Annotated in this window: 13 protein-coding genes; 10 read left to right on the top strand and 3 right to left on the bottom strand. The window is 57.0% G+C overall.

All coding sequences use genetic code 11. The features are described 5' to 3' along the window. Nucleotide 1: 1 nt before the first annotated feature. Together Q0778_RS05300 and Q0778_RS05295 are read right to left on the bottom strand one after the other, a co-directional pair. Nucleotides 2–928, bottom strand: a complete 927-nt coding sequence (locus Q0778_RS05300) for an alpha/beta fold hydrolase (RefSeq protein ID WP_298334554.1) — start codon at nt 926–928, stop codon at nt 2–4. A 32-nt stretch (nt 929–960) separates the two neighbouring features. Beyond that, complete coding sequence (locus Q0778_RS05295) at nt 961–2,544, bottom strand: sodium/sugar symporter (RefSeq protein ID WP_298334552.1); 1,584 nt, start codon at nt 2,542–2,544, stop codon at nt 961–963. Nucleotides 2,545–2,852: 308 nt separating this feature from the next. On the opposite strand from Q0778_RS05295, the gene Q0778_RS05290 reads away from it, so the two are divergent. From Q0778_RS05290 to Q0778_RS05280, 3 genes are read left to right on the top strand one after another with little or no spacing between them, the layout of a single operon-like run. Further along, nucleotides 2,853–5,612: a bifunctional aconitate hydratase 2/2-methylisocitrate dehydratase gene (locus tag Q0778_RS05290; protein WP_298334550.1), complete on the top strand. Its 2,760-nt coding sequence runs from the start codon at nt 2,853–2,855 to the stop codon at nt 5,610–5,612. Nucleotides 5,613–5,615: 3 nt separating this feature from the next. Further along, nucleotides 5,616–6,872: an adenosylhomocysteinase gene (locus tag Q0778_RS05285; RefSeq protein WP_298334548.1), complete on the top strand. Its 1,257-nt coding sequence runs from the start codon at nt 5,616–5,618 to the stop codon at nt 6,870–6,872. Further along, nucleotides 6,872–7,945 (top strand): hypothetical protein, encoded by a 1,074-nt coding sequence (locus Q0778_RS05280; RefSeq protein ID WP_298334546.1) that lies wholly within the window; start codon nt 6,872–6,874, stop codon nt 7,943–7,945. The genes Q0778_RS05285 and Q0778_RS05280 overlap by 1 nt, the downstream gene beginning before the upstream one ends. Nucleotides 7,946–7,968: 23 nt before the next feature. Here Q0778_RS05280 and Q0778_RS05275 read toward each other — a convergent pair whose 3' ends face one another. After that, nucleotides 7,969–8,661: a GntR family transcriptional regulator gene (locus Q0778_RS05275; RefSeq protein WP_298303566.1), complete on the bottom strand. Its 693-nt coding sequence runs from the start codon at nt 8,659–8,661 to the stop codon at nt 7,969–7,971. A 139-nt stretch (nt 8,662–8,800) separates the two neighbouring features. Here Q0778_RS05275 and hutI point away from each other — a divergent pair, with 139 nt between their 5' ends. The 7 genes from hutI to Q0778_RS05240 all read left to right on the top strand — a co-directional run bounded on the left by hutI (nt 8,801) and on the right by Q0778_RS05240 (nt 20,787). Further along, entirely contained in the window at nt 8,801–9,958 is a 1,158-nt protein-coding gene (hutI, locus tag Q0778_RS05270) for an imidazolonepropionase (RefSeq protein WP_298334544.1), read from the top strand. Beyond that, a complete protein-coding gene (hutH, locus tag Q0778_RS05265) occupies nt 9,952–11,496 on the top strand; it encodes a histidine ammonia-lyase (protein WP_298334542.1) in 1,545 nt (514 codons plus the stop codon). Before hutI ends, hutH begins: the two co-directional genes overlap by 7 nt. Continuing rightward, nucleotides 11,489–13,156, top strand: a complete 1,668-nt coding sequence (gene hutU, locus Q0778_RS05260; RefSeq protein ID WP_298334540.1) for a urocanate hydratase — start codon at nt 11,489–11,491, stop codon at nt 13,154–13,156. Before hutH ends, hutU begins: the two co-directional genes overlap by 8 nt. A 2-nt stretch (nt 13,157–13,158) precedes the next feature. After that, the gene (gene hutG, locus Q0778_RS05255; protein ID WP_298334538.1) at nt 13,159–14,088 is read left to right on the top strand and encodes a formimidoylglutamase; all 930 of its coding nucleotides are present in this window, start codon (nt 13,159–13,161) and stop codon (nt 14,086–14,088) included. 182 nt (nt 14,089–14,270) lie between these two features. Next, nucleotides 14,271–15,542 (top strand): serine hydrolase domain-containing protein, encoded by a 1,272-nt coding sequence (locus tag Q0778_RS05250; RefSeq protein ID WP_298334536.1) that lies wholly within the window; start codon nt 14,271–14,273, stop codon nt 15,540–15,542. After that, nucleotides 15,539–16,972: a metallophosphoesterase gene (locus Q0778_RS05245; RefSeq protein WP_298334533.1), complete on the top strand. Its 1,434-nt coding sequence runs from the start codon at nt 15,539–15,541 to the stop codon at nt 16,970–16,972. Before Q0778_RS05250 ends, Q0778_RS05245 begins: the two co-directional genes overlap by 4 nt. Beyond that, on the top strand, nt 16,969–20,787 hold the full coding sequence (locus tag Q0778_RS05240; protein ID WP_298334531.1) for a GMC oxidoreductase: 3,819 nt from the start codon (nt 16,969–16,971) through the stop codon (nt 20,785–20,787). The genes Q0778_RS05245 and Q0778_RS05240 overlap by 4 nt, the downstream gene beginning before the upstream one ends. The last annotated feature ends 82 nt before the right edge of the window (nt 20,788–20,869 follow it).

Below are 20,869 nucleotides of genomic sequence, written 5' to 3'. Positions count from 1 at the left end.
GCTAAGACAGGACCCAGTTGAGCACCTCGGGAAGGCGCGCTGCCCACGCGTTTTCCTCGTGCTCGGCTCCAGGGTAAAATCGGCTTTCCCAATTCGTGCGGCGTTGCCAGTCGGTGGCTTCCATCTGAGCGTCAATTGCGGCTTGGTATGGCGGGTAGAAGGCATCTAACGTTGCGTCGCCGTGGTCGAACCACAATCTACGGTTGCCTGCCTGACCCAAACGTTTGTCGATGAAACTTTGCCAAATGCCCAGCATTTCCTGATCAACTTCCCCGACTTCTTGAGGCGCGGTACCCGGCCAATGGGTGCTGACACAGCCCGCGCGGCCGAAGGTGTTGGGGTGATCGAGAAAAGCATAGAGGCTGATCAAGCCTCCCATGCTCGACCCGATGATGGCGGTGTCCCGAGCACTGGTTAGAGTGCGGAAATGCCGATCGATCCGGGTTTTCAGAATGCCCGCGATCCAATCTATGTACTGCTTGCTGACAATCGGATCACCATTGCCAAAGGCATCCATCTTCTCGCGCAATTCCGGGCTCGCAGCAGAATAGGCGGGTTCGGGCATGTATTGGCGGTAACGATCTGCACCCGGTGACCAAATGCCTACGATAATCCATGGGTCTTCGCCTGTGCTGACCGCATGACCAAGCATCGCTTTGTCCGCTGCCCAGACTTTGTTGAAATTCGACAGAGCTGGGTCAAACAGATTCTGCGCATCATGCATATACAGAACGCGGTAGCGTTTAGCGCTCGTGTCATAGCCTGGTGGAAGCCAGATCGAGATCCGCTGATCAGGGAGGTGGGGTGCTGTAATGCCAGCGCAATCGAGCAAATGCCCACTCGTTTGCTCGGCACTCAGCGCAGCCGGGAAGGCCGCCCAGAGCCCTGAGGCCGCGATAGTCTTAAGAGTAGTTCGTCGGGTGTGCATATCGCTAACCTTATCGGATCACTCTTCCAGCGTCACCACAGCCAGAGGTAGAGTCCTACGAGCATGGCGACGGTGATTGCGGCAAGGGTGTTGAACAGGGTGCTTGTTGCAAAGGCGATGTCTGAGAGTCTTACCGTATGCTCTTCGTCCGGAGCCGTCGTGGCGCGCGATACCACAGCTGCGGCCACCAATGCGCCAAGGAAGACGAACCAGATGCGGATGATGAAGGGTACATCGGGCATGCCGAACTTGAGTGCGACGTTGACCGCAAGTGAGCCAATCAGTGCGGTGAAGGCGCCAGCAGCGTTTGCCTTTTTGTCGAAGAAGCCGAGGAGGAACACCACCACGATGCCCGGAGCGATAAAGCCGGTGTATTCCTGAACCGTCTGGAAGCCGCTCTCAAACCCGCCGATAAAGGGACGCGCCAGCACAAGGGCGATGGCCATAGCACTGAAGGCTGCAATCCTGCCGATGTTCACATAATGCTGATCGGGCCGGTTGGGGCGTGCTGCACGGTAGAGGTCCATGGTGAAGATGGTCGAGATTGAGTTCATCATAGACGCAAGCGACGACACAACAGCTGCTATCAATGCCGCAAACACAAGTCCGCGAAGGCCCGCCGGTGCAAAGGCCATAAGCTCGCCATAGGTGCGATCCGACTTTTCAGCCAGAGCCGCACCATCCAGCATGCCTTGCTGCGCCAGGATCACCGCCGCGATGCCGGGCACCACAACGATGAAGGGTACAAGGATCTTGAGCAAGGCTGCAAAGGCGAGCCCCTTTTGCGCCTCACCAAGGTTCTCAGCTCCGAGCGCACGCTGGATGATGTATTGGTTGAAACCCCAATAGCTGAAGTGAAGCACCCAAAGACCACCGAGCAGCGTCCAGATACCCGGCAGATCGTTATAGGCAGGATGCTCTGGCTCAAGGATCATCTCAAAGTGACCCGGCATCTCTCCCATGAGATAGCCAAAGCCCGCCATTGCACCGTCAGCAGGCAGCGCATCCAAAGCAAACCATGTGATCGCAAGACCGCCAAGAACAAGAATCACAACTTGGATAATGTCGGTCAGAGCAACTGCTTTAAGACCGCCATAGAGCGAGTAGAGCCCAGCAAATCCAGCGAGCGCCATCATGCAATACATAATCCCCCAACCGGTGAGTGACTGCACCGCAAGCCCGCCCAGCCACAGGACCGTTGTGAGGTTTACAGCGGTGTAGAGCGCGACCCAGAAGACGCTCATCAGGTTCTTCACTCCATCGCCATACCGCTGCTCCAGGAACTGCGGCATGGTGTAGATTTTTCGCTTGAGGAAGATCGGCAGGAAGAACTTGGCGACGATAATCAGGACAATCGCCGCCTGCCATTCATAGGCGGCAATCGCGACACCCACCGCAAACCCCTGACCCGACTGGCCAATGATCTGTTCTGCAGAAATGTTGGAGGCGATGAGCGAGGCACCAATGGCCCACCACGGAAGCGCGCGGCCAGCAAGGAAGTAATCCTCGGTGTCCTTCTCGTGACCAGCAGGCTCGCGGCTCACAAACAAAGCGATACCAAGCAATGCAATCGCATAGCCTGCAATGATCACGATATCGATTGTCTCCAGCGTCACCCGCGCTCTCCCCGTTTTTTCTTATCGTTCGGCGCTCAATTCAAAACGAGCACTCGGTTCCCTCGGCAATCTCTTCACGCGTGATCTGGCTAATGTCGAGTGTGAATTCGTCTGCAGAGCTTGATGACCCACTGTTTCTGCTTTTTCAGGAGGAAATGGCGGGGTTACAGCAGCATTTCATCCAACCATTGGCGAATTGCCTTGCACGGGCAACGAGTCTTTAATACCCGCGCAATCGAATCCCCCGCCTCCCATAGCCATTCGTATGCCTGTGGGTGCCTCTCCACTCTAGCCACCTGGGACCTGTTATGAGCCTCTACGCCTCCTACCTCGATGAGATTGAAACCCGCAAAATCCAGGGGCTTTCGCCAAAGCCAATTGAGGAGGGCGCGCTGGTGGCAGAGCTGATTGCTCAGATTAAAGATACCGGGCACGAGCACCGTGAGTGTTCGCTCCAGCACCTCATCTACAACACGCTTCCCGGCACCACGAGCGCAGCGGGTGTCAAAGCGGCGTTCTTGAAAGAGATTATCCTTGGCGAAGAAGATGTCGCCGAGATTACCTCTGAGTTCGCTTTTGAACTGCTGTCACACATGAAGGGTGGTCCATCGGTTGAGGTGCTTCTTGATCTGGCGCTTGGCGGCGATCACGGTATCGCTGCGAAAGCCGCCGAAGTTCTGAAAACGCAAGTGTTCCTCTATGACGCTGACACGGCGCGCCTTGCAGCTGGTCATGAGCGTGGCAACGCCTTCGCAACGGACATTCTTGAAAGCTACGCCAAGGCGGAATTCTTCACCAAGCTTCCCGATATTGAGGAGGAGATCAAAGTCGTCACATACGTCGCTGGCGAAGGCGATATTTCGACCGACCTTTTGTCACCGGGCAATCAAGCGCACTCGCGCTCTGACCGCGAACTTCACGGCAAATGCCTGATCTCTCCTGAAGCGCAAGATGAAATCACTGCGCTCAAGGAAAAGCACCCTGATGCGCGCGTCATGCTAATCGCGGAGAAGGGCACAATGGGCGTGGGCTCCAGCCGTATGTCGGGCGTAAACAACGTCGCGCTTTGGGCAGGCAAGCAAGCGAGCCCTTATGTGCCATTCGTCAACATCGCCCCTGTGGTGGCCGGTACCAATGGCATTTCGCCGATCTTCCTCACCACCGTTGGCGTGACCGGCGGCATTGGGCTCGACCTTAAGAACTGGGTCAAGAAGGTCGATGAGAATGGAGAGGTTGTAAAGGATGGCTATGGCGATCCAATCCTTGAGCAGGCCTATTCGGTGGAAACAGGCAAGGTTCTGACCATCAACACCAGGACCAAAAAACTCTACGAAGGCGATGAAGAACGCGCTGATGTGTCGAGCGCTTTCACCGCGCAAAAGGTTGAGTTTATGAAGGCAGGCGGTTCTTACGCCGTGGTCTTTGGCAAGAAGCTTCAGACCTTTGCGCAGACGACCTTAGGCCAGCCGCTCAAATCTTCCTACGCGCCCAATCGTGAGATCAGCCATGAGGGCCAAGGTCTCACCGCGGTTGAGAAGATCTTCAACCGCAATGCTGTGGGCGTTGCCGAGGGCCAAGTGCTCCACGCGGGCTCAGACGTTCGCGTAGGCGTGAACATCGTGGGTTCGCAGGACACCACCGGCCTGATGACCAGCCAAGAGCTTGAAGCGATGGCCGCGACCGTGATCTCGCCAACTGTGGACGGCGCGTATCAGTCGGGCTGTCACACGGCATCAGTTTGGGACAAAAAGGCGCAGACCAACATCCCCAAACTCATGACATTCATGAACAAGTTTGGTCTGATTACGGCGCGTGATCCGGATGGCGAATATCACGCCATGACCGATGTGATCCACAAGGTTCTGAACGATCTTACGATTGATGACCGCGCGATTATCGTTGGCGGTGACAGCCATACGCGGATGTCGAAAGGTGTCGCCTTTGGCGCGGACTCGGGCACGGTTGCGCTGGCTCTGGCCACGGGCGAGGCGACCATGCCGATCCCTGAAAGCGTCAAAGTGACCTTCAAGGGCACTCTCAAAGACCACATGGATTTCCGTGATGTGGTCCATGCGACGCAAGCGCAGATGCTCAAGCAGTTTGGCGATAACGTCTTCCAAGGCCGCGTCATCGAAGTGCACATTGGCACGCTCCTGTCCGATCAGGCATTCACCTTCACCGACTGGACCGCAGAAATGAAGGCGAAGGCCTCGATCTGTATCTCAGAAGATGAGACGCTGATTGAATCGCTGGAAATCGCCAAGGGGCGGATTCAGATCATGATCGATAAAGGCATGGACAATGCCAAAGGCGTGCTCGCCGGGCTGATCGCAAAAGCTGATGAGCGCATCGCGGGCATCCGTTCAGGCGAAGTGCCTGCTCTGCGCCCCGATGCAGATGCGAAATATGCGGCTGAAGTGGTTGTCGATCTCGACATTATCGCCGAACCAATGATCGCTGACCCGGATGTGAACAATAACGACATTTCAAAGCGTTATACTCATGACACAATCCGTCCGATCTCATACTACGGTGGCGAGAAGACAGTTGATCTGGGCTTCATCGGGTCGTGCATGGTGCACAAGGGCGATATGAAGATCCTGTCAGAAATGCTGCAAAACCTTGAAAAGCAAAACGGCAAGGTTGAGTTCAAAGCGCCGCTGGTGGTGGCTCCTCCGACTTACAACATTGTCGATGAGCTTAAGGCCGAAGGTGACTGGGAATTGCTTGCGAAATATGCTGGTTTCCAGTTCGACGACACCGATCCCAAGAACGCAGCACGCACGGAGTATGAGAACATGCTCTACCTTGAACGTCCAGGCTGCAACCTGTGCATGGGCAACCAAGAGAAAGCGGCCAAGGGCGACACAGTGATGGCGACATCAACCCGTCTGTTCCAAGGCCGCGTTGTTGAGGATGCTGCGGATAAGAAGGGCGAAAGCCTTCTGTCATCGACGCCGGTTGTGGTGCTTTCAACGATCCTTGGCCGCACGCCAACGATTGAGGAATACACAGCCGCCGTGGACGGCATCAACCTCACCAAGTATGCGCCGCCTGTCGCTGCATAAGCGGTGCGAGAACACAACGGGCCTGACCATCAGGCCATCGTTGATGATGGCCGTGCGCGCATCGACTGGGTGGAAGCACATTCCCCCGTCATGCGCGGGATGGTCCGTGAAACGCTCGGCGATGGCTCGCTCAAAGGCAAGCGCATTGCCGTTGTCGTCCATTTAGAGGCGAAGACGGCCTTTCTCGCGCTGCTCCTTGCAGAGGCGGGCGCAGATGTCATCGCGGCTGGCAGCAATCCGCAAACGACCCATGCCAGTGTCGTTGCAGCCTTGCGCGATAAGGGAATTCGAGTGGTGTCCGATGCAGGCGGTGATCACACCTCTTGGGAGCAAGAACTCCTCGCCGCAGCGGACCTAAAACCAGAATACATCATCGACGATGGCGCAGAGCTCACAATTCGGATGGGAATGCACCGGCCGGAGCTCTACAAACGGCTGAAAGGTGTTTCTGAGGAGACCACGACAGGAACCGCGCGCCTTCATGCTCTGCACGAGATGGGTAAGCTGCCTTTCCCAGCGCTCACCGCCAATGACGCGCGGTGTAAGCATCTGTTCGACAACCGCTATGGCACCGGGCAAACCACGATGCAGGCCGTGCTTGCGATGAGCGGGCGCAAGGTTGCAGGCGCGCGGGTTGTGGTGGTCGGATATGGATATGTCGGGCGCGGTATTGCCGAATATGCCAAGGCCATGAACGCAAAGGTAAGCGTGATCGAAATGGATCCGGTCCGCGCTCTGGAAGCGCATATGGACGGGATGCGTGTCGGCACAGCCGATGATGTGCTGCCAGATGCTGAGTTTGTTGTCACAGCGACAGGCGGAATGCGCGCTATCGGTGCGCCTGAGTTTGCGCTCCTTTCGCACGATGTGATCCTTGCCAACGCAGGGCATCATGATCTCGAAATCGACGTCGATGCTTTGGGAGAGATCGCTAAACGTGAGACCGACTCCCGGCCGGGGATCCACACCTTCAACCTTGATGAACGCGACATCCACGTTTTGTCGCGCGGCGCTCTGGTCAATATCGCAGGGGGCAGCGGGCACCCGGTCGAGATCATGGATTTGACCTTCGCGGTTCAGGGGCTAGGCGCGCATCATTTGGTCAATACGCCGATGAAACCGGGCGTTCATATCCTTCCCAAAGCGGTCGATGATTCCATCGCTGCGGCCAAGCTGAATTCGCTGGGCATTGGCCTTACTGAGGGGCGAGAGGAGCAAGCGGACGATTTGACCGAGTGGGTTAAAGGCATGCAACTGTGATGGGTGTCGAAGACGGACAAGCCCGTATCGATTGGGCGCGGCGCTCCATGCCGATTAGCGCCAAAGCGGCGGGGCAATTGCAGGCAGAGGTAGCCAGCCACATCGGCATTGCCGTACCACTCGACCCTGCGACCGCGAGCATGGCCCTGTGGCTGATCGAAGCAGGCTTCAAGGTCAGTGTCCTTGGCGTTGCTCTCGCGCATGACACAGCGCAAGGCGCGGCGGAATTACTGGCCATATTGAGCGATGCGGGAGCCAATATCTGCGACAGCCGCGATGCGTTTGTGAACGCAGGGTTTGATATTGCGCTCGACGACAAAGGGGAGGACCTCCCTGATGGTCTGAGTCGTGCGGTCGTCTTGTTAGCCCATGAAGCGACGGCACCCGACATCCCAATCATCCACTTGGGCGCGTCCTCGCTGCTCCAAGAATGTGTCTCGAAGCATGGGCAAGGCCAGTCTTGCGTCTCCGGCTTTCTCGACATCACCAATTTGCAAATCGCCGGAAGCCATGTGCTGGTGATCGGATATGATGCCGCTGGCCAAGGCATCGCCAAATACGCCAGCAGCTATGGCGCGCGGGTCATTGTTTGTGAGCAAGATCCGGTGAAAGCGGTCAAAGCGACACTCGATGGGCATCAGGTCGCAGTCCTGGATGTGGCCCTTCCAAAAGCTACGGTGGTTTTCCATGCGTTGGAGAATGAAACTTGTTTGACCCTGCCACAACTGGAGCTCCTCCCAAGTGGCGCATTTCTCTGCTCAGCAGGACACAGTCAGCATCATTCCCTGTTTGACCAAATTGGGTTCGAAGTACCGGGAAAGATCATTCGCGATCATGTCACGCAGCACGAGCTTGGCTCTGGCACCAACGTCAAGCTGGTCTGCAATGGCATGCCTATTCACAGCCAATTGGGTAAAGGCTTTCCCCTTGAAATTGCTGATGTTCAGATCGCGGCTCAGTTGCATGCGCTAGCAACGCTAATCGCTCCAGAGTGTGACCTTGGCCCCGGGCTACATCCCCTGCCGAATTCAATCGAAATCGAACTGGCAAAGGCCATGTTGGAACAAGCTTAAGGCAACGCTGCACTGAATCTGCCTCACCGAAATTGGCTGGTCTGGGTCGCTATCGAAAAGCTCGCCGCAGGGTGCGTCATCTTGACGAGTGTGACCGGCAAATCATCGAGCTGCGTTTGACGTTCTATCACAAAGACCGGATCGCCATGGCCGAGCTTGAGGTGTTTTGCCTGCATTTCGTCCGCGCTTTCAGCCCTTAAGATAGTGCGCACGGCAGAGTAGGGCACTTTCTCGACCAACCATTCGTTGGGACTGATCTCATTGAAATCCTGCGCGTCTGCTTGTGGCACTGCGTCAAGGCTGATCAGGCGGTCCTCCAACTGGTAGGGCCGTCCGTCGGCCAAGTGGATAGACCGAACGTGGAGCAGTTTTGAGCGCCCGAACCGTCCCGTGGCATCAAGCTCTGGCCCACCCAATACCCGCGACAAGAGTTTGTAGCTGTATTGCGCGCCGCTGTCCGTGATCTCTACGCGCACAATTGGGATATTGAGCGTTGAGGAATGCGCGCGTCTGGCAGCAACCTTGGTCCCGGCTTTTCGCTTTCGCTCAATAAGCCCTCTCTCGGTCAAGTCCGCCATGGCCCGCCGCATAGTGCCACGCGCCACGCCGAATTCGTCAGCGAGCACCTCCTCATGGGGCAGGGTCATGCCTTGAGGCCAGACCTGGCTAGTGATCCGGCGCAGCATCTCGGCTCTGACTTTTTCATAGGCGTGCACGGGCTTGGGGCATCCTTAATCCTACGATTGACTCTGTCTATTATGTATAGACATAATAATTTTATGTCTAAGTTACAGCTACACCGAGTCCCTCGTGTCTGATCCTGTTGTTCTCACCGATTGTTGCCTTGCACCTACGGTGAGCGCAAGCTCCGCATCCTACGCGCAGAAAGAGACTTTGGCTTTCGAAGGCGGGGTGATCGTCTTTGTAGGAGAAGAGGCATCGCTACCCCGAGATTACGCCCAGGCGCCGAGGCGTTCCGTAGAGGGCAGGGTGGTGACACCGGGCCTTATCGATTGTCACACCCACCTCGTTTACGCAGGCTCAAGGGCCCGCGAGTTCGAAATGCGGCTAACCGGTGCAAGTTATGAAGAGATCATGCGTGCAGGCGGTGGCATTTTCTCTACGGTAGAAGCCACAAGGGCGGCGGGTGAAGACGAGCTGCTGGAGAGCGCTCTATCACGTCTCGACCGATTAATGGCCGGAGGAGTGACCACGGTAGAGGTTAAATCCGGTTACGGGCTCGATATCGAAACCGAGCTGAGAATGCTGCGCGTTGCGCGTGCATTGGAAGTGCATCGCAAGGTCACAGTTCGCACTACATTCCTTGGGGCCCATGCCTTTCCAAAAGACATGACAGCCGACGACTACCTTACTCACATTTGCCTGCCCGCGCTCGATCAAGCGGCGAACGAAGGGCTTGTTGATGCAGTTGATGGCTTCTGTGAGACGGTCGGCTTCTCTCGCAAACAGATCGGGCGCGTGTTTGACCGGGCCAAAGCGCTCGATTTGCCGGTTAAGCTTCATGCCGAACAAATGTCGGACCAGAAGGGCGCGATGCTCGCTGCCAATCATAGGGCGCTATCAGCGGATCACCTGGAATATCTGTGTGCGGATGGTGTCGCGGCCATGGCTGAGGCTGGCACAGTGGCAGTTCTCTTGCCGGGCGCTTTCTACGCGCTGGGCGAAACGCAATTGCCGCCAATTCAGACCTTGCGAGACGCGGCCGTTCCCATGGCTCTCGCAACTGATTGCAACCCAGGCTCCTCACCTACGACATCGCTCTTGCTCATTATGAACATGGGCGCGGTGTTGTTTGGTTTGACCCCGCAAGAGTGCCTGAAAGGTGTGACTGTGAACGCTGCGCGCGCCCTGGGCCTTAGAGATCGTGGGACGTTCGAAGTGGGGATGCGCGCGGACATTGCCATTTGGGATGTGACCGACCCGGCAGAGCTAACCTACCGAATGGGCGATGCCCCGCTTAAGCAACGCGTTTTCCGGGGCGAACTGTGCTGAATGTTGTCCCCGGAGAGGTTACTCTCGAACAGCTCGAACGCATCTGGAGAGAAGAAGCCGCTGTTGCGCTTGATCAGTCGGCGATGGTGCGGATCGAAGCCTCTGCTGCCCGCGTCGCAGCGGTTGCCGGAGGGGACGAGGCGATCTACGGAATCAACACTGGCTTCGGAAAGCTTGCTTCGGTCCGGATCGCGCCGGAGGACACTGAAGCGCTCCAGCGCAATCTTGTTCTCTCCCACTGCGCAGGCGTTGGCGAGGATGCTCCGCTTAAGATCAAGCGGCTGATGATGGTCTTGAAGCTCATCTCGCTGGGGCGAGGGGCCTCGGGGATACGATCTGAGACGGTCGTGCTTTTGCAAGCCATGCTTGACCGACGTGTGCATCCGATTGTGCCTGTACAAGGTTCGGTTGGGGCATCGGGAGATCTTGCCCCGCTGGCCCATATGGCGGCGGTCATGATGGGCGAAGGTGAAGCGGAGTTTGAAGGCGAGATCGTTTCAGGGAATGTGGCCTTGGCAAAAGCAGGGCTTACCCCAGTTGTTCTCAGCCCCAAGGAAGGGCTTGCTCTTATCAATGGCACGCAGTTCTCAACCGCCTATGCGCTCGCCGGGCTGTTTCAGGCATGGCATGCCGCGCGGACCTCGCTTATCTCATGCTCGCTCTCGATTGATGCCGCCATGGCGTCAACTGTGCCATTGATTGCAGAGATTCACGATCTGCGCGGCCAGCACGGGCAGATATTCGCCGCCTCAGCTATGCGCGCACTCCTTGAGGGGAGCGAAATCCGTGAGGCGCACCGCGAAGATGATACCCGAGTGCAAGACCCCTATTGCATGCGATGCCACCCGCAAGTGGTCGGTGCGGCGATGGATATGCTTGGGTACGCTGCCACGACACTTCAGCGCGAGGCGAATGCCGCGACCGACAACCCGCTCGTTCTAGCGACCGAAAATCGCATTGTTTCTGGAGGGAATTTTCATGCGGAACCGGTCGCGTTCGCTGCGGATATGGTGGCTTTGGCTATGGCCGAAATCGGAGCAATTGCTCAGCGGCGCATCGCGCTTTTGGTTGATCCCACTCTCAGCTTCGACCTTCCCGCTTTCCTTGCAGAAAATCCCGGCCTTAACTCAGGCCTGATGATCGCCGAGGTCACAAGCGCTGCACTGATGAGCGAGAACAAGCATCTCGCCAATCCCTGTTCAACAGATTCCACTCCCACCAGCGCCAATCAGGAAGACCATGTCAGCATGGCCGCCCACGGTGCGCGGCGTTTGGGGCGGATGGCGGACAATCTCTTACGCATATTAGGGATTGAGATTTTCAGTGCAGCGGAGGGCATTCGGTTTCGTGCGCCTTTGCAAACCAGCCCGGCACTCAGCAAGGTTGCCAGCAGGTTCTTCGATGAAATTGCGCCGCTCCATCAGGACCGTTTTTTGAGCTCTGATCTTGAGGCCGCGAGCCGCCTCGCATCGAGCTCAGAGCTTCTTGCGGCCTCAAATCTGCAAGGCTTGAATATTCAGGAGTTTCTCGATGCATAATCGCGCGCACAACCGCCGTGCTATAGTTCCACCCACGGGAAGCTCTCTCACCACCAAGAGCTGGCTGACAGAAGCCCCATTGCGGATGTTGATGAACAATCTTCATCCGGACGTGGCGGAGAACCCGGACGAACTCGTCGTTTATGGTGGGATTGGGCGCGCCGCGCGCAATTGGGAGGCATTTGATGCGATTGTCGCGAGCCTCAAGACGCTCAAAGAGGATCAAACTCTAATGGTCCAATCGGGCAAGCCGGTTGGGGTGTTCCAGACCCACAAAGATGCTCCTCGTGTCCTTATCGCGAATTCCAATCTGGTGCCCAATTGGGCCAATTGGGATCACTTCAACGAGCTCGATAAGAAGGGGCTCGCCATGTACGGTCAGATGACCGCCGGCTCGTGGATATACATCGGCACGCAGGGGATCGTTCAAGGCACTTACGAAACCTTTGTCGAGGCGGGTCGTCAGCATTACGGTGGCGACCTGAAAGGCAAATGGATACTCACCGCTGGCCTTGGGGGCATGGGCGGGGCGCAGCCTTTGGCAGCAGTCATGGCGGGTGCATGTTGCCTGGCTATCGAGTGCGACGAAACGCGCGCCGATTTCCGTCTGCGAACCCGCTATGTCGATCAGAAAGCACGCGATCTCGATGAGGCCCTTGCGATGATCAATCGCTGGACCTCAGCCGGAGAAGCCAAGTCGGTTGCGCTTATCGGTAATGCGGCGGAGATCGTACCAGAACTTCTCAGGTGCGGTGTTAAACCCGACATTCTTACCGATCAAACCAGTGCGCATGATCCCTTGCATGGGTATTTGCCCATCGGTTGGGGTGTCGCGGAATGGCGAGCGAAGCAGGAGAGCGATCCTGAAGCGGTTGAGGTTGCTGCACGGGCTGCGATGAAGACTCATGTCGCAGCGATGGTCGATTACCATCATTTGGGCGTTCCCACTGTCGATTATGGCAACAATATCCGGCAGGTCGCTCTTGAGGAGGGGCTGGCCGATGCCTTTGCCTTCCCGGGCTTTGTGCCTGCCTATATCCGTCCGCTATTCTGTCGCGGAATTGGGCCGTTCCGCTGGTGCGCATTGTCGGGTGATCCCGAGGACATTTATAAGACCGATGCCAAAGTAAAAGAGATCATTGCGGGCGATCCGCACCTTCACAATTGGCTCGATATGGCTCGTGAACGCATCGCCTTCCAGGGCCTGCCCGCGCGCATCTGTTGGGTCGGATTGGGGCAGCGGCACAAGCTTGGTCTGGCATTCAACAAAATGGTGCGGAACGGCGAACTTTCCGCTCCCGTTGTGATCGGGCGAGACCACCTTGACAGTGGGTCCGTGGCCTCCCCCAATCGCGAGACTGAGGCGATGAAGGACGGTTCGGACGCGGTATCGGATTGGCCGCTTTTGAACGCGCTTCTGAACACGGCATCTGGCGCAACCTGGGTAAGCCTTCATCACGGGGGCGGTGTTGGCATGGGCTTCTCGCAGCATTCGGGCATGGTGATTTGCTGTGATGGCAGCGAAGACGCAGATCGAAGGATCGCCAATGTGCTTTGGAACGATCCTGCGACGGGCGTGATGCGTCATGCCGATGCGGGTTATGAAGATGCGATTGCTTGCGCACGCGAGCACGACCTTGATCTACCGGGGATATTATAGCGGTGCCGGTCTCCCATTCCCCCGCACGCAAGTGGCAAGGCCGCTCTGATCCAGAGGATGGTCCTGATGCCAAGAGGATGCATCACCTTGTGTCGGAAACAGGGCGCAGAGCGCTCCTTGGATTTGCCTGTGAGGCGGGCGTGATCCGCAACAAAGGCCGCACAGGGGCGTCACAGGGTCCAACAGCATTGCGCAATGCGTTGGCCAATTTGGCAGCTCCAGCGCGGGCGGAGCCTTTCGCTGATCTGGGCGATGTTGTCGTGAGGGGCGACGACTTGGAGGAGGGCCAAGCTAAGCTAGGCGGGCGGGTGACTGATGCTCTTGCAACCTACGAGCGCCTTGTGGTGATCGGTGGCGGGCACGAAACGGCGTTTGGCGACTACCAAGGCCTTGCCTCATTTTACCCCGAAGCCAAAATCGGGATCATCAATCTGGATGCGCATTTTGACCTTCGCCTAGTTGGTGAAAACGGCGCGTCATCGGGCACACCATTTGCCCAGATCAGAGAGCTCTCGCCCGACACGTTCGACTATCTGTGTCTTGGGATTGCTGAAGAAGCCAACACACAGGCACTGTTCCAGCGTGCGCAGGAATGGGGCGTAGGGACCGTAAGCGATCACGCGCTTATCGCGTCGCCTCAGGCCGGAGATCAAGCGATTGAGGGGATCGTCTCCCGTTCGGACTTGATCTACCTGACAATCGATATCGATCTCTTGCCAGCCTATCAGGCACCTGGCGTAAGCGCTCCGGCCGCGCGCGGTGTGCCTCTCGCTACGGTCGAGCACATCGTCACGAAGATTCTGTCCATGTGTGAGGCGCATGACTGCAAAATTCCACTCGCCGATATTGTTGAATTGTCCCCTCCCAATGACCGTGATGGGTTAACCTCCTCTACCGCGGCGCTATTTACCCGGCGACTGCTTTGCTCGTAAAAAGCCAGTAGTAGAAGGGCGACACTTTTACTGTACCTGTGATTGAGGCTCGGGGTTCACTCGGTATTATTTTGAGTAACGATGGGCTAACAACTTGCACGTGCAAGACAAGGGTCGGCCCCTAACCTCCTATTAACCAATCTCCTTTAGCCCAGTCCGGGAAGCATGAGGTGCTTTGCCTCATGCGCGAACGGGGTTTCACTATGCACTCATTTTCGGGTTTGCCCAAGCAAGAGGGCGCTTCAGAAGCGCAAGTTTGCGAAGGGGCACACGGCTTTGTCATGCCGGGTTTCGAGCCAGTGGCTCATGCCTTTGCAGCCAGCATTCTCTCAGGTGAGGCGTTGGGTGCAGCTTGTACAATCATCCACAATGATGAGGTCCTGGTCGACTTGCATGGCGGTTGGCAAGACACCTCTGCTAGCCGAAGTTGGCACGCCGATGACATCACGCTTGTTTATTCGCTGACCAAGGGTTTGACCGGGATAGCAGGCGCGGTCGCTGTTTCGCGCGGATTGTTTTCCTATGAGGAGAAGGTCGCCGATATCTGGCCTGAGTTCGCGAGCCACGGCAAAGGCGGTGTGACCGTGGGTGAAGCGTTGTCAGAGCAAGCTGGCCTTGCTGCGATCGATTTCAAGCTCACGCTTGAAAACCTTGGCGATGAAGATGCAATCTGCGCTGCCATCGCTGCGCAAAAGCCCAATTGGACGCCGGGCGATCATTCCGGGAACCACGCCTACACTCTTGGATGGATTGCAAGCGAGCTGATTCACCGTCGCGACCCCCAAGGCCGGCGCTTGCCACAATTCTTTGCCGAGGAAATCGCGGGTCCGCTTGGGCTCGACGTGTTTGTCGGTCTCCCTGAGAGCTTTGACCGCGAGCGTATCGCGCGGATCAAGGGTTTTGGTCTCCAAGACCTGTTCATCCACCACACCACTATGCCTTGGCCGCTCACTTTTGAGATGTGTTTGCCGGGCACTTTGGCTTTCCGGACACTCAACAATCCGTTGGTTCTTGAAGGACCGGGCGCGCTTGATTGCGAAGACTTCTGGCGCATCGGGCAGGGCGCTGCAGGCGGAATGGCATCGGCCAGGGGGCTTGCGCATGCCTACAACGCTTTTGCGAGGGGCGGCGAACCACTTGGCATCACGCCACAAGTTATAGCCACCCTCAAGCAAGGGCACAGCTACCCGCGCAAAGGTCTGAAAGATCAGGTCCTCACGGCTGACATGTATTACTCCTACGGTTTCGAGAAGCCCTTTAGTGAGTGGGAATTCGCCCGCACCCGCAGCGCCTTTGGCAGCTTTGCGGTCGGCGGCAGCCTCGCCTTTTGCGATCCTGATGATGGCGTTGCCTATGCCTGGATCACCAATCAACTCGGCACCGGCAAGTGGGATGACCCCCGCGAAAAGATGGTGCGCGACGCCTTTTACACCTGCTTGGAGAACCGCTCATGAGTATCGCCCACGTAGTTCTGTCCGACATTCACCTCGGCGCGCGCGACAGTATTATGACGCACTTGACCGTTCACGATGAGATTGCTGATGGTCCATCCGAGGTGCTGAGTGCCTTTGCCAATGGTATGCGCGAGACGCTTGGCGGGGTGAAGCCTCAGCTTGTGCTGCTCGGCGATGCGCTTGATCTGGGGCTCTCCCCCTTTGGCGATGTGTCAAAGAGCTTTCTGCAACTGCTCGATGCGTTCTTCCCGGTCGATGGTGCTGATCTGTTCGCGCGCGAGATCATCTATGTCGCGGGCAATCACGACCACCATCTGTGGCGCATTGCTCAGGATCAAGGCTTCTTGGAAGCGGTTGAAACGGGAGAAATTCCCAGCGATCTGGCTTCGACAAGTCGTATTTTTGGCACTCCATCGCGCCGTTGTCGGATGATGGAATCGCTGTTGAAGCACCGTCCGCATTTGGCCGATGCCAGCGTACGCATCGCCTATCCCAATTGGGGCATCGCCGACAAAGACTTGAACCGTGCGGTTGTCATGCACCATGGCCATTATCTCGACGGTATGTACCGCGCACTTTCCAATATGCGTGGGTTCTTGGGTGACAGCGATCCGCGTCCTGCGACCATGCAGCAGCTGGAGCAGGAGAACGGCCCTTGGATCGACTTCCTGTGGTCCGACCTTGGCTCCGCTGGCGAGGTTGGCAGTGAAGTGGGTTCACTTTACGAAACCATGCTGAGCGCTGGTGCTAGCCATGACTTTGCTGAGAGCCTGTCACGCAGGATTACGGGCGGCCTGCATTCCAAGCTTGGCATCAATCCCAAGATGCAGCTCAAATACGGGATTACGCTCGATAATCTTATCCGTGCCGGCGTCGATCTGACCGCTGGACGTGCAGCAGAGCGACAACGCGATGGCCATAGCCATGTAATGGGCCAAGACGAGGTGGATGATCTCGGCTGGTACCTCGCCACTCCGGTGGCTGCCGAGATGCGGAAGGAACTTGGCGGTATCCCACGTGAGGTCAATTTCATCTTCGGCCACACGCACAAACCGTTCCAGGATGAGCTGCTCGTTGATGGTTTTGAGGTGCCTGTAGGTGTGTTCAACACTGGCGGTTGGGTTCTGGATGAGCCGACACTGATGCCGGTCCAAGGCTGCGCTGCAATGCTGGTTTCGGACAAGCTCGAAGTCGCCTCCTTGCGCCTTTTCAACGATCCAACCGATGGAACCATGGCGCCAGTGCGGGTCGAAGGAAGTGGACGCCAAAGCAGACTTGTCGATGAGACCAGCGAGGCCGTGAGCCACGCCGCAAGCCATTGGGCCGAGTTCTCCGACATCGTCCACAAACGCATCATTGAGGAAGCCGACAAGCGCGTCGTCAAACTCCTTAAAGACTCAAATGAATACGCACGGGAGGCAGCAGAATGAGCATTGAGCAAACCCCATTCGGGCAAAAACGTATCGCCAAACCGCTCAGTGAAGCGAAGTCCCACTACACCGTTCTGGTGGTCGGCTCCGGCTATGGTGCAGGTGTTGCAGCATCACGTCTTGCGCGCGCAGGGCAAGATGTTTGCGTGCTGGAGCGCGGCAAGGAAATGCTTCCTGGCGAATACCCCAATAAGATTGGCGACGCACAAGATGCTGTGCAGTTCAACGTCAAAGGCGGCCGCATTGGCGCTCCCAATGCGCTGTTCGAAGTGCATGTAAATGATGATCAATATGCGCTCGTTGGCTGCGGCCTTGGCGGGACTTCGCTGATCAACGCAAATGTCTCCTTGGAGCTGGACAAGCGCCTTCTTGATCAGGCTCATTGGCCTCAAGTCTTTCGAGACAATCCTCATATGGTGGACGCGTACTATGAACGTGCCCGCGAAATGCTGTCGCCCAATGCTTATCCAGATACGCACCCCACGCTGGGGAAGTTGGAGGCTCTGGAGCACTCAGCCAAGGAAATGGGTGAGCGGTTCTACAAGACACCGATCAATGTGACGTTCGAGGACAAAACCAACAAATTTGGCGTGCCTCAACCGGCGTGTACCAATTGCGGTGACTGTGTCTCCGGCTGCAATGTGGGTGCGAAAAACACCACGCTTATGAACTACTTGCCCGATGCAGCGAACCACGGGGCGGAGATATTCACCGAGGCCAAAGTGTCGCACGTAGAGCGCGTTGGCGATGTCTGGCACGTCCATGTGTCGCACAATGACGGCGGTGAAGACCATGCGCCTGTCGTCATCACTGCTGACCACGTTGTGCTAGGCGCTGGCGCTTTGGGTTCCACTGAAATTCTCCTGCGTTCTCGTGAGAAGGGACTTCCAGTCTCTGACCGCCTCGGCGCAAGCTTCTCGGGCAACGGCGATGCACTTGGCTTTGCCTATGACAGCTATTTCAAGTCCGAGAAAAAGGAGGATGAAGTTCGCGCAGAGCCATTCTACGCTATCGGCATTGGCATGAACGATGTGGCGAAAGAGGCCTATCCTGGTCCCTGCATCACGGGTGTCATCGACATGCGCGATAATGAAGATGTGACCAAAGGTCTCGTTATCGAAGAGGGCGTTGCCCCCGGCATCATCGCGGCGGGCCTTGGCCCGGCTTTCTTCTTTGGAGAAGCATTGGCAGATGGCTTCACCCGCTTTGGTTTTGACCAAGTCAAACCACGCTTGATGGACGCAAAAGCCATGGGCGAGGCGGTGCAGACCGATCCTGCCTCCATCGCAGAGCTCGCCTATAAAGGCCCAATGTCGCGCACGCTCACATACCTTGTGATGAGCGTTGACGATTCTGGCGGTCAACTTAAGCTCGAAGACGACCGTCTCACCATCGAGTGGAAGCACGCTGGCGAGCAGCGCACCTTCCGCCGAGATGACGACAAGATGCGCGAGGCGGCAGAGGCTATCCAGGCGCAATATTTCTCAGATCCGCTGTGGTCAGAGCCGATGGGCCAGAAGCTTATCACCGTGCACCCGATTGGTGGCTGCGCAATGGGTGATGATGCCAAGACTGGCGTAGTTGATGACACATGCCGTGTGTTTGCAGGGACCAGCGGTACGGAAGTGCACGAAGGTCTTTATGTGTGCGACGGTTCGGTTCTTCCGGGCGCCGTGGGTGTGAACCCGCTTCTCACCATCACTGCTGTGTCTGAGCGCGCAATTGAAAAGCTCGCTCAACGTCGGGGTTGGCGGATCGATTATTCTTTGGACGCAGAAGGCCCACTTCCACCAGAAATGCCAGCTGACGAGGATAATGCCGAAGTGCAGGAGGTTCCTCACAAGGAGCACCTAAAGCTTGGCATCGCCAAGTGGGTGGCAGGGCACGCAATCGGCCCAGTTGCTGATAGCGTTGTTGCGGCGGCTGAACACTTCAAGTCCGGAGCGATTGACGAAGGCAAAGCGGCCATTCGTCAACTCGTCAAAGACCACCCAGAGACAATGAGCCCAGGAATGGACTTTACTGAGACCATGGCCGGCACGATCAGCGCAACCGGGTGTCATCATCGCCCCTGTGGCCATGCAGAGCGCATTCGTGACGACTTTGAGAACGGGGCGGCTTGGGGCCAATCCGAAAAGAGCTTCTGCAGCTTTAAGCTGACGGTCGCGACCGACAATCTCCACCGGATGATTGAGGACAAATATCACCGTTCACTCATCACGGGCGAGGTGCTGATTACTTCGATCTCGCCTGAGCCGTTGAAGGTGCGCGAGGGTGAATTCCAGCTACTGGTCACCAATCCTGACCGGGCGGAAAGCTGGACCATGAATTACACCATGGTGCTAGATGGCCCAAAAGGCCCGATCCACTTCCATGGGCACAAGACCTTGGAGCAGCGGGGCAATTCCGATCCATGGACCGACCTCACCACACTCTTCGTCACCATTCGACATGGAGATGAAGACGGCGAGCTCATTGGACGCGGTGTTCTCAAACTCGGCATTGATGAGTTTATGCGTCAGCTGACCACGATCACCGTGCACGACAGCGACACGTTGGTTGGCCATGTGGTCAATCTGATACCAAAAGCGAAGAAAGCCATCGAGACCTATTTCATGGCGAAATACGCAGGTTTTTTCGCGATGAATGTGTTCCGCGCCTACGGTGGTATGCTTGCAACGCTCAACGACTTCCCGACCAAGGATGCTGAGAGCCTCGTTTTGCGCGAGCTGCATTTGCCAGGGGCGGAGCGCTATGTTGTTCCGACCGCAGACGGCGTCAACGTGGGCCTTACCCGTTATCGCGGGGGCACACGTGGTCCGATCATGCTGGCACCGGGCTTCTCAGTCAAAGCGTCGAGCTTTGCGACGCCCACGGTTGAGAAGAACCTCACCGAAAGCCTCGTTGAGCAAGGGTATGACGTGTGGCTGTTCGATTACCGGGCAAGCGCAGATTCTGGCAATGATCGAGAGAACCCGCCTGAGTTCTGCATTGACGATATCGCGCGCTATGACTGGCCTGCTGCCGTCGCCAAAGTGCGCAGTGTGTCGGGCGCGGACAGCGTTCAGGCGCTCGCGCACTGCGTCGGTTCAATGAGCCTTTTGATGGGTATTGGCGCTGGCTGGGTGAGCGACGTGCGCTCGCTCATCAGCTCGCAATTGACGCTCCACCCGGTGACCGATTGGCTCAACTACATGAAATCTGACCTCGGCATCGCTGGTGCCTTGGGCGAGGTCTCCTTGCTCGATGGCCATATGGACTTTGTGAGCCAAGGCACCGATGCCGACAATCAGATCGATGCTGTCATGTATCAGGTTCCCATGCCCGAAGGTCAGGAATGCAAGAGCCCGACCGTGCGCCGCGTGTTTGGTGTGTTCGGGCCGAGTTGGGATATCCGGCAACTGGGGCATGATACCTACCTGGCACTAGGCAGCATGTTCAGCCGCGTTTCCCTTAGCCCATTCGAGCAATTGCAGGAGATCATGCGCGCCGGCCTTGCGGTGAACAAGGATGGCGATGCCGTCTACACCAGCGAGGACGCAGCGCGCCGTCTGGCCTTGCCGATCACCTTCCTGTCAGGGGCGACAAACCAGATATTCTACCCCGAAAGCGGAAAGCGTACGCGCGTGTGGTTGAGCCAGCACAATAGCAAAGAGCTGTATGACCAACGCATCATTCCGGACTACGGTCATATGGACCTGTTCATCGGCCGCAATGCTAACCGCGAGGTGACACCGATGCTTCTGGACGAGCTTAACAAGCTCGACCAGAAGACATGCAGGCACACAACAAATGAAAGTCGCCGTTCCGCTTAGGAGACGTCTTCCCGCCGCACATTGCGCCCGTTCTTTTGGCCAATGTGCGGCGGGAAGATCAGATTATCTCCTGCCGCTACGG

Origin of the sequence: uncultured Erythrobacter sp. (assembly GCF_947502395.1) — a bacterium.
Classification (GTDB): Bacteria; Pseudomonadota; Alphaproteobacteria; order Sphingomonadales; family Sphingomonadaceae; genus Erythrobacter.
This window is presented reverse-complemented; position numbering and strand designations above follow the sequence as displayed.

Bases quoted from the DNA above. Each gene is read 5' to 3' on its own strand.
- Q0778_RS05300 (WP_298334554.1), bottom strand. From the start codon at position 928: ATGCACACCCGACGAACTACTCTTAAGACTATCGCGGCCTCAGGGCTC.
- Q0778_RS05290 (WP_298334550.1), top strand. From the start codon at position 2,853: ATGAGCCTCTACGCCTCCTACCTCGATGAGATTGAAACCCGCAAAATC.
- Q0778_RS05280 (WP_298334546.1), top strand. From the start codon at position 6,872: ATGGGTGTCGAAGACGGACAAGCCCGTATCGATTGGGCGCGGCGCTCC.
- hutU (WP_298334540.1), top strand. From the start codon at position 11,489: ATGCATAATCGCGCGCACAACCGCCGTGCTATAGTTCCACCCACGGGA.
- Q0778_RS05250 (WP_298334536.1), top strand. From the start codon at position 14,271: ATGCGCGAACGGGGTTTCACTATGCACTCATTTTCGGGTTTGCCCAAG.
- Q0778_RS05245 (WP_298334533.1), top strand. From the start codon at position 15,539: ATGAGTATCGCCCACGTAGTTCTGTCCGACATTCACCTCGGCGCGCGC.
- Q0778_RS05240 (WP_298334531.1), top strand. From the start codon at position 16,969: ATGAGCATTGAGCAAACCCCATTCGGGCAAAAACGTATCGCCAAACCG.